This is a genomic window from Patescibacteria group bacterium, assembly GCA_028707065.1.
Taxonomy (GTDB): Bacteria; Patescibacteriota; Patescibacteriia; order Patescibacteriales; family WJLG01; genus JAQTUZ01.
The window spans coordinates 1-10916 of the sequence record JAQTUZ010000029.1; the positions used below are offsets into that span (position 1 = coordinate 1).

Below are 10916 nucleotides of genomic sequence, written 5' to 3' on the forward strand. Positions count from 1 at the left end.
GATTGGCATTTTAAAAAACCGAATATAAGATAAAATATCAAAACAGCCCTTATTGGGCTGTTTTTTTGTATTATATTGACAATTTTTATATTTTATGATATGATAATCGTTCAGTTCATTGACAATTTTTTTGTTCAAAAAATCACGCCTTCACCCATAACTTCACAATAAGGAGGCTCCATGAGAGCTATTTCTGGTCTTATTGCCTGCGTGTTCGCGTCCATCGTTCTGTTTTCCGGCTGTTCTTCCCTTAACGCGCCCAATGCGCCGAACAGCTCAAACCTTTCAACCGGCAAAGTCGTACACTTCGCGCTTGATTTTGGCACTCAGGAATCACTGGAAAAAACAATGGTAATTGGCGACAGTCTGACGATTACCCAGCGCAAAGCGTTGATTACTCATCTGAAGTCCAGAATATCCTTGATCAATCTGCAGTTCAAAAAAGTCGGAAGTAATTCTTTTCCTCCAACTTACTCCTTTAATTTCCCGGTAAAAGCAGGGGTATGCGAAGGAACGGTGGAAATTGATTCCGGTTCGTATTATGTGGAGTGCTACGCTTATGGAAAAATCAAAGTCGGAACCGATTCAGTATCCATAACCGATTTCCAGTATCAATCCCGCTCTCCGGTGGGAATTGGCGCTACTGATACCACCGATTTGAACATCAGTCTTTATGCTAATGGCTACTACAACTTTGGTCTTTTGCTCACAAACGGATCGACCCCGCTCAATGGCGTCCTTGATAGTTTGCTGGGCCAGGGTGTCGTCAACGGATATTCAAGCATGTCCGGACAGCCCGTGGCGGTAAATGGTTATGTAACCTACGTATTTTTTTACCCTGTTAAGAAGAATTTTAATTTTTATTATGGCGGGAAAAAGTACGTTGGCTTGTTTGACATTACCAAGGGATTTGATGACGACATAGTTGAAGTGTCGGTAACAGAAGTCAAGCAGATGGCAGTGAACACTTCCGTCTCTTTCGTTGACGACGCGCCTCTTGCCATAACGAGTATTTATCCAAAGCCTGGTGATACGATTGTTTCTGCAAGTACTACAAATACTAATTTAATTGTTCATTTTAATCATCAGCTGGCGAGTTTCTTCGAAATGCCCAATCAGGATTTTTCGATCGAAGAAGTGGCGCCAGGAGTGGCAATTGATGTGGGAACTGTCGGTACAAGATTACAGGAAAACGGCGAGTCGGTTTACGGTGACATGATGTCGCTTGGTGTCACTTTAAAGCCAGGTATGCAGTATATTTGCCGGATTTCAAAAGTCGTTGATGAATATGGCAATGTTCTCGCCGAAGGCGCGCGCTGGAAGTTCGCTACCAAGCCATAATTCAATTGTTATCGTACATTCTTTCCCCGCAGATTCAGATGGATCTGCGGGGCTTTTATTTTATAATTCCCCTCTAGAGAGGGGTGGACCGACGCCTCGTCGGGACGGGGTGTGTTATCTGTATTCGAGGATTTTTTTAAATTATTCGAAGATATTGAAATATTCTACATTTTAATATACTATATGATTACATTATCATATCTGATTCCGAGTCAGATATTTATTAAATAATCGATGAAGACCCGAACTGGAGAGTTCGCATATCCGCCCCAGGCGGACCCGCCTTGGGCGGGGTGGTCTTCAGTCGAGACAACCAACAAATAATACAAACACTACTTTGGGAGAGTTCGCATAGTGGTCTAGTGCACATGCTTGCCTGTCCCGCAGCCCCAAAGGGGCGCCCGCGGGAGAAAACGATTGTATGTATAAAATATATATTTTACAAAGCAGTAAAACGAAACGTTATTATATCGGCCAGACTGAGAATTTGACTGAAAGGATTTTGAGGCATAATTCCGGGGTTGTAAGGTCAACTAAAAATGGTTTGCCATGGGATATTATTTATACCGAAGATCATAAAAGCAGGACGGATGCTTTAAAACGCGAAAAAGAGATTAAAAGTTATAAGGGGGGCATTAAATTTAAAAAGTTGCTAGGATTATTCAAAGAATAAAAATTGGAGAGTTCGCATAGTGGTCTAGTGCACACGCTTGGAAAGCGTGCATGTCGAAAGGCATCGAGGGTTCAAATCCCTCACTCTCCGCATAAACAAAACAACCTGACCTTCGTCAGGTTGTTTTGTTTATATTTGGGAAGGTGAGGGATTTGAATGACGGAGGCGTTGTCTGCCCCGGGCGGACCGCCGAGGCCGGGTCGGGGCGCTTAGTGAGCGCCGCCCGCCGCGGGCAAGCGAGACTTAGCGACCGTGACCAAATCCAGGGGGCTGGCCACAAGGTGACGGGATTATTGTTTCTCTGAAACAAATTTGGCCGCGCCGCCACCAAAAGTGTGCAAATTTTCAAATTGACTTCGGGGCTATAAAGTGCTAAAATAATAGATTAAAAGTGGTTATTTAAAACTCGTCGCAGTCCGAGGCGAGACTGCGACGGAACCAATTATTTAAATAAAAATATGGACTTATCCCATCTAGACAAAAAATATTTTATAGACGCTTATAAATATAATTGTCCGTTTTGCAAACGGAATCATGTTAGCTATTCCTTAAATCAAACGACAGACTTTGATTGGGCTGAAAAAAAGAAATGCTATGTGTACATAGTTTCGTGTGATTCTTGTAAGAAAGAATCCTTACATTTTAGTTACGAAGATATTCAAGAGAGGGGCCAATATAGTAGCTCTCGAAATCGTTTTCGCGAAAAAATTGACATTGATTCAAAAATGTTTTTTTCGCAACCATCATCTTTTTTTGCTCTTGATGAAAGAATTCCGCGCGAAATCAGAGAACTTATTTTTGAATCAGAAAAAGCAAGACAGGCAAATTTGCTCGTCGGCGCATCCGCTTGTTTGAGAAAAACAATTTACGAATTATTAGTATACGAAAAAGTAGTTATAAAAAATGAAAAAACAGGACGCGCCGATTATCAGGCAAGCATAAAAAATCTAAAATCAAAATTCCAAAGTGTTGCACCAGAACTATTTGACGCACTTGGCGACATTCAAGAATTAGCAAGTGATAATGTGCATGAGGGATCGTGGGAAGCGTGGGATTCTCCCAAATTGAGATTTATTATAGAACTAACAAAAGCAACGCTCCATGAAATGTATGTAGTACCGGAAGAAAGAAAGGAAAGATTGGGGCTTTTGGGGCAAATGAAATCTGCTTTTTCAAATTCAAAATCAGCAGCTTCTAAAAACGAAGAAGAAGAAAAATAAGTTTATGGTAGCAAAATTTTTAAATACAAATTTACACAAAGCGAGTGCCGCTAAAAAAGATGAGTTTTATACCCAGCTTGTTGATATTGAAAAAGAACTAAAGCACTATAAAGACCAATTTCGGGAAAAAGTTGTTTATTGTAATTGCGACGATCCATTCGAAAGTAACTTTTTTAAATATTTTGCCGCCAATTTTAATGCTCTTGGTCTCAAAAAGTTGATTACCACCAGTTATACAAAATCGCCAATTGCCGGCGGACAATTATCTTTATTTGAAATAAAAGGATTAAAACCGGACGGCAAAGAGCCGTTTAAGATAGAGATAAATGAAGTATCCGACAATGATGCCGACGGCGCAGTGGGGTTGTCTGATGTAGCATGGCTCTTAAAAAACGACTCCAACATCGCCACCCCACTTAAAGGTAATGGAGATTTTCGCAGTGCGGAGTGTATTGAACTTCTTAAACAAGCAGACATCGTGGTAACTAACCCGCCATTTTCGTTATTTCGGGAGTACATGGCGCAGTTAGTGGAGTGTAAGAAAAAATTTTTGATTATTGGAAATACAAATGCGTTAACTTATAGAGAAATATTTAAACTCGTTAAAGATGATAAGTTGCGCACGGGTTATACTAATTTTAACGTCGGTATGTTTTTTGTAGTGCCTGATGATTGGGAACAGTTTCACCATATAGACAAGGCTGGCAAAAAAATTGCTAGAGTTTCAACTTCGTGTTGGTTTACAAACCTAGAAGTAGAAAAACATAAGCAATGCATCACGCTTTACAAAAAATACACTCCAGAAGAATATCCGAAGTATGATAATTACGACGCTATTAATATAGATACATACATAGACATACCTTCTGATTACAAGGGTGCTATGGGTGTGCCTATTACGTTTGTAGATAAATATAATCCAGAACAATTTGAGATTATTGGTTTGGGCATATCTAATTCAGGAATAGAAATTGGGGTTAAACCTTATAAAAAAGAGCATAAAAAGTATAGAAAGGAAATTCAAAAAAGAGGTGCCGTTGATGGCGATTTATATATGATTAAAAATGGCATTGTAGATGTCCCTTATGCCCGAGTACTTATTAAAAATAAACAGGTAAAAAAATAATATGAAAATTGATCTGCACAAAATTTCAATTCGTAAAGTAATAGCCGACTATAAAGACAGCGCCGAGGAGGGCGTGACGGCTTATGGCGGCAATTTGAATATCCGGCCGAAATATCAGCGTGAATTTGTGTATAAAGAAAAACAGCGCGATGCTGTGATAGAAACTATAAAAAACAGCTTCCCGCTGAATGTGATGTATTGGATGATCAGGGAAGATGGCGGCTACGAAGTATTGGATGGCCAACAGCGCACTATCAGCATTGGACAATATGTTAATGGCGATTTTTCGCTTAACGACCGCTTTTTTCATAATCTAACCAAAGAAGAACAGGATAAAATTTTGGATTACCAATTGATGATTTATTTTTGCGAAGGCACGGACAAAGAACGGTTGGACTGGTTTAGGATTATTAATATAGCCGGGGAAAAATTGACTGATCAAGAAATACGTAACGCAGTTTATACCGGGCCGTGGCTTTCCGACGCCAAATTAAAATTTAGCAAATCAAATTGCGCGGCGTATCTGTTGGCAAACGACGGCGGACAATTGGTGAGCGGGTCGCCAATACGGCAAGAGTATTTAGAAACCGCGCTCTTTTGGATCAACGACGGCAAGATCGAAGATTATATGGCCAAACATCAGCACAGCGCAGATGCCGACGAATTGTGGGAATATTTTCAAAAGGTAATCGCTTGGACGCGAGAGATTTTTCCAAATTATCGTCGGGAAATGAGTAACGTGCCGTGGGGCGAGCTGTACAATCAATTTAAAGATAAAAAATTTGATTCAAAGAAACTGGAGAAAGAAATAACTAAGCTGATGCAAGATGAAGATGTGACTAAAAAATCCGGTATTTACGAGTACGTTTTAACCAGGAATGAAAAATTTCTGAATATCCGAGTCTTTGCGGAAAAAATGAAGCGCGAGGCGTATGAGCGGCAAAAAGGCATTTGTCCGAACTGCAAAGGCGAGAATAAGAAAAAGAAATGGGAAATTGAAGAAATGGAAGCCGATCATATAAAACCTTGGTATGAGGGTGGAAAAACGGTTGTAGAAAATTGCCAGATGTTATGTAAACAAGATAATAGAACTAAATCTGGAAAATAAAACCCTAGAAAAAAAGTTTTTAAAATTTTGACTGAATAAAAAATGACAGAAGTAATTCAACAAATATGGATATCGGGAATATGTCTTTTGCAAAACATTAATAATTTTCTTGAACCTTTTTTGCAGAATCTTGATCCGTCACTTTTTCAAAATATTATTTTGGGTGTTTTGGCGATTTTTATTCCATTTGCGATTGTTTTTCTTACGGATATTCTAAATTCTAAAAAAGAAAAAAGGAGTGAATTTGAAAAAATGGTTTTAAGTGATGAGGTGCTTGGCACGAAAAAAGTCTTTTGGCTCTCTATTGTTGGTATAGTCTTTTTTGCGTTTTTTTCTGGAACTGATACTCCGTTGTCAGTAAAAATTTTGTCCATAATTGTCGCGGTAATTTTAATTTTTCTTTTCTGGAAGCCATTTAAGAAGATTTTGAGATTTTCTGAAGGACATAAATCAGAGTTTGAAATACCTTTTTTAAGGAAATTAAGTTTTTCAAATTTTTTTAGGTTCAAGAATAAGAAAAAATCAGAGAAATTATTTCGAGCTTGGAATTCTTTTTGGTCTGAAAAGTCGGAAATTAACGAAAGGGATTTTACAAACATTTTTATAGCTCATATTGACGACGCTGTAAGTTATGGAAAATTTGAACTTGCCGTTCAACTCGCGCAAACTTATGCGAATAATATTGAAAAGCGTGATGGTTTTTCAGTAGGTTATGAAATCTTGCCAAAAGTATTTGAGTGGAATGAGGCATTTTGGAATGAGCAACAACTTTGGTTAAAAGGTTATAATACAGAAAAAAGAATACAAAGCTTCTTTTCGCAAAAATATTTTCCAACATTTAGAGATTGGGCATTGAAATTATACAAAAAAACCAACACAAAAAGAGAGCGTTTTTGGAATTGGCATTATTTTGGGGGTGAATTTTTTCAAGCAATTGTCAAAGTTTTGCTCAAAGACGGAAGCGGTCCATATCAATTTTTTTCATCATTTAAAAAACATATCGAGGAAAGCGAGAAAAAGTTAGACAAAATTAAAGATGAAGAAGAGAAAGGAAAGTATCGGCGTTATGTAACTAGTCTTTTTGCAAGTTTTTGCCCTACTTTTTTTAACGAAATAGATAACGCGCCATCAAACTATGGAATTTGGGAACATGATTTTCCTGCGGAGTGGAAAATAACAATCGCTAACAAAGATAATAGAATATCTCACGTTGTTTTGTATGAATTTTTACAATGGTCAAGGGATCGGATATTTAAGAAAGATGATAAAGATAATTTTGATAAAGATCTAACAGAGGTAATAAACGGCATTTTCCCAAATGTACATTCATCATTATTTACAGCTTTTTTGATGTTATTTTCCTCAAGCGAACTAAAATATGCCTTGGAAAAAGAACCTAATTTTTACATTTTGGGCGTAAGCGTATCGTGGTCTGGGTCTGTTGAGGAAAGTAAAGAAGGTCGGGATAAAAGACTTAATGAAATGATGAGGGCAGAAGAAATTTCACAAAAAAAGGAAACCATTCAAATTATTTTAAAGTACTTCCACTTTTGGCGAATACTTACTTTATATAAAGACAATTTATTAGAAGATGAGTCTAAAAGGTGGGAAAGTTTTACGGAGGCAGAAAGAAAATTAATAGTAAAAAGAGTCAGAAAAGAAAAATTGGAAAAAGTAAAAGTGGAAATCGAAAGTGCGGAAATTAAAAAGATTTGTGATGATTCTGAACTAAAAGAATTATATAGGAAAGAATTTTTGGAGTTGGTTGGATTATTACTTTTAGAAATAGAAAAATAAATGGCGGCGCGCCAGCTTCGCTGGCGCAAAATTCGGCGTCCGGATTTTCTTCAAAAAAAGTTCGGATTTCGTCCAAAAGGCACCGCACATAAAAACAGTTCTAATATTAGAACTGTTTTTTGATCAGGAGGTTTTATCTTTGGAGTGATGTATGATATGATCAAGACAAATGGGAAAAGCAATTTTGTATAATATCATCGGAATATTAGCGGTCTTGGCCATAATATTCTTTAAGATACCGATGCTCTGGGTGATCCTCGGGCTTTTTATAATCCTGATTTTTATTGTTTTTAATCCATTTATGCCGGCGGTCGAAAGCATTCCCAAAGGATTTGCCGAAAAAAAATTCGATACCGGGAAGGTGACCTTGAATTACGTCGAGGGGCCGGACAATGGCCCGCCGTTATTATTCATTCCCGGGCAAATGGAATTTTGGCAGGGGTATAAACTGGTGATCCCGAATTTTTCAAAAAATCACCACGTTTTCATTGTCGACGTCCGCGGGCACGGAAAATCAACTCGCACTCCGGGAGAATATTCTTATAACATAATCGGCGAAGACTTTAAAGAATTTTTAAAAAATGTCGTTAAGAAACCGGCGATCGTCTCCGGACTTTCTTCCGGGGCCATTCTTTCGCTTTGGCTGGCGGCCAACGCGCCTGAATTTGTTTCTATTGCGATCAGCGAAGACCCGCCGCTCTTTTCTTCCATGTGGCCAAGGATCAAGGAAGAAAAATATATGTATCGCCTGTTCGAGGTCGCTGTCGAGTGCCTGGGAAAACCAAAGAGAGACGTGCTGGGCTTTTTTATGAAGCAGGGGATCCCCAAACCCGGCTATGAAAAACTTTTTCTCATTCCTCCGTGGATAGCCAAATTCATCGTCGGCCTGTTTGAGCTTAATAAAAAATTCCGGCCGGCAAAAATGTACGATATACCGCTCGCTCCGTTCAATGGCAGGGTGGGTTTTAAATTTTTGTGCGAGTATGATGTTGATTTCTCAAGAGCAACGATCGACGGCCGGTTGACTGAAGGCTTTGAACCGGAAAGCACGTTGAAAAAGATCAACTGCCCCGTGCTTTTGATCCAGGCGCGCTGGTCAAGGCATGAAACCTGGGGCCTGCTTGGCGCCTTGGACGATAATGATGTTGAAAAGGCCCGCTCTATTGTAAAAAATATTAAAGTGGCAAAAGCCAATGCCGTTCATGATGTTCACTTATCGAAACCCAAAGTATTCATCAAGATAGTGAACGAATATTTAAAGGCGCTGGAATAGCCGGGTGTTTTTTCCGTAAACCGCCTTTCAATTGGGGCGGTTTTTTGGTATAATAAGATTAAATTTATGAATAAAACAGACAAAATTTTTTATTGGCATAGTTTGGAAAAAAAGGAAGTATTGGCCGAATTGAAGACGAGCGAAGAGGGCTTGAGCAATAAAGAAGCTTTGTTCCGGCTGGGGAAATACGGGGTGAATGAATTGAAGCAAGTCTCAAGATCAAACATCTTTTTGATCTTTTTCGAGCAGTTCAAATCCGTTTTTATCCTTATCCTGTTCGTCGCGGCGCTTTTTTCTTTTTTTATCGGGCATTATTTCGATTTCGGGCTGATCGTCGCGATAATCATCCTGAACGCGGTCATGGGATTTTTCCAGCAATACAAAGCGGAAAAAATAATTTCGGAAATGAAAAAGATGCTCGTTCCGAAAGTAAAAGTAATAAGGGCGGGCAGGGTTTTGGAAATAGCTTCTTTAGAAATCGTTCCGGGCGATATTTTGAGCGTTTCCGAGGGCGATAAAATAACCGCGGATTGCCGGCTGCTGGATGTTAATGAACTGCAAACCAACGAAGCGGTGCTCACCGGCGAAAGCTTCCCGCAAAATAAATCCACGGAAAAAGTTCCGATCGAAATAGAGCTCGCTGACCGGGAAGGCATGATTTACGCCGGGACAAGCGTGGCGAGAGGAAGCGCGCGGGCCGTTGTCGTTTCCACCGGCATGGCCACGGAATTCGGAAGGATCGCCAAGCTTGTCCAGGAAATAAAGCCGGCGAGAACCCCTCTGCAGGAAAAATTAGATTCTTTTTCCAAGAAGGTCGCGATCGTAGTTTTGGTCTTGGCGGTGATCACTACCATCGTGGGCACTTTGCGCGGCGAGGATATTTTTCAGATGCTTTTAACCGGCGTGGCGCTGGCGGTCAGCGTAATTCCCGAAGGGTTGCCCGCGGTTATCGCCATCACCCTCGCTTTCGCGATCAAGAAGATGCAGAAGTATAACGCCTTGGTCAGAAAACTTCCGGCGGCGGAAACTCTCGGGCGGACGACGGTGATTTGCACCGATAAGACCGGCACGCTAACCGAAGAAAAAATGTCAGTCGCGGCGATCCACTGCGATAATAAGCATTTTGAAATTATCGGCGGGAATTTTTTGCTTGAAGGGAAAAAAGTTTCTCCCGAAAAGAATAAAGAGCTGATGCTGCTTTTGCGGATCGGGATAATGTGCAATAACGCGCGGCTGGAGATAAAAGATAAGAACACGGAAGTTTTTGGCGATCCGACCGAAAATGCCCTGGTGCTTTCGGCATACAGCTCCGGCCTGATCAAGGGAGACGAGGTGAAAAAAGAGATCAGGATCAAGGAATATTCATTTTCATCGAACCGAAAGATGATGTCCATCGTCAGGGAAAAGGGCGATCAGCTTGTCAGCTATACCAAGGGCGCTCCGGATATAATCCTGAAGCATTGCGACAGGGAAATGGCCGATGGGAAGATCATCGATTTAACCGATAAAAGGAAAATAGAATTGCATTCGATCTATGAGAATATGGCCGCCAAAGCCTTGCGGGTTCTGGCGTTCGCTTTTAAAGAAGTTCCGACAAAATTCAATCAGGAAATCGCCGAGAACGAGCTGGTCTTCGCCGGCCTGCAAGGGATGCTGGATATTCCGAGAAAAGAGGTAAAAGCGGCGATCGGGGATTGCATCAGCGCCGGGATAAAGATCAAGATGGTTACCGGGGATTCGGTGATCACCGCCAAGGCGGTTTCGGAGATGATCGGATTGATTGGCGATTCGATCGAAGGGCGCGAGCTGGAAAAGCTTTCGGAAAAAGAATTCAATGACGCGGTAAAAGAAAAAGCGATCTTCGCGAGAATCAATCCCGAACTTAAATTCAAGATAGTCAGATGCCTTAAAAAACAAAAAGAAGTCGTGGCGGTAACCGGCGACGGCGTTAATGATATTCTGGCTTTGAAAGAAGCGCATATCGGCATTGCCATGGGGATAAGGGGCACGGATGTCGCCCGCGATGTTTCCGACATAATCCTTTTAGACGACAATTTCACTTCCATTGTCAGTGCGGTGCGCGAAGGAAGGAGAGTTTACGATAATATGAAAAAATCCATCACCGCGCACATCACCGCCAACGTTGATGAAATGTTTGTCGTGCTTTTCGCTCTTTTGCTCGCCTGGCCGCTTCCTCTGATGCCCTTGGCGATATTGTGGATGAATCTGATCACTGATTCTCTGCCTTGCCTTTCGTTAAGCTTTGAGCCGCAAGACAAGAATATTATGGGGAGAAAACCGATCAGCCAGAAAGAGACTATCCTCACCGGGATAACCGGATTCCTGTTGATCGCCGGAACATGCTCCTTTGTCGTGAC

The 10916-nt window shown here is 40.7% G+C and carries 8 protein-coding genes and 1 tRNA gene; all 9 read left to right on the top strand.

Translation table 11 applies throughout. The features are described 5' to 3' along the window. Positions 1–180 precede the first annotated feature (180 nt). Positions 181–1341: a hypothetical protein gene (locus PHE24_06525; protein ID MDD4902758.1), complete on the top strand. Its 1161-nt coding sequence runs from the start codon at positions 181–183 to the stop codon at positions 1339–1341. Positions 1342–1762: 421 nt separating this feature from the next. After that, positions 1763–2014, top strand: coding sequence for a GIY-YIG nuclease family protein (locus tag PHE24_06530; protein ID MDD4902759.1), 252 nt, complete (start codon positions 1763–1765; stop codon positions 2012–2014). A gap of 5 nt (positions 2015–2019) precedes the next feature. Beyond that, a tRNA-Ser gene (locus PHE24_06535) sits at positions 2020–2104 on the top strand. Between the two features lie 368 nt (positions 2105–2472). Then, complete coding sequence (locus PHE24_06540; GenBank protein ID MDD4902760.1) at positions 2473–3234, top strand: hypothetical protein; 762 nt, start codon at positions 2473–2475, stop codon at positions 3232–3234. Between the two features lie 4 nt (positions 3235–3238). Beyond that, positions 3239–4360, top strand: coding sequence for an adenine-specific methyltransferase EcoRI family protein (locus PHE24_06545; protein MDD4902761.1), 1122 nt, complete (start codon positions 3239–3241; stop codon positions 4358–4360). Position 4361: 1 nt separating this feature from the next. Further along, positions 4362–5468: a DUF262 domain-containing protein gene (locus PHE24_06550; GenBank protein ID MDD4902762.1), complete on the top strand. Its 1107-nt coding sequence runs from the start codon at positions 4362–4364 to the stop codon at positions 5466–5468. Positions 5469–5510: 42 nt separating this feature from the next. Further along, entirely contained in the window at positions 5511–7265 is a 1755-nt protein-coding gene (locus PHE24_06555; protein ID MDD4902763.1) for a hypothetical protein, read from the top strand. A 169-nt stretch (positions 7266–7434) separates the two neighbouring features. Beyond that, positions 7435–8538: an alpha/beta hydrolase gene (locus PHE24_06560; GenBank protein MDD4902764.1), complete on the top strand. Its 1104-nt coding sequence runs from the start codon at positions 7435–7437 to the stop codon at positions 8536–8538. A gap of 66 nt (positions 8539–8604) precedes the next feature. Further along, positions 8605–10916 (top strand): HAD-IC family P-type ATPase (locus tag PHE24_06565; GenBank protein ID MDD4902765.1); only part of this gene is annotated, 2312 nt, incomplete at its 3' end.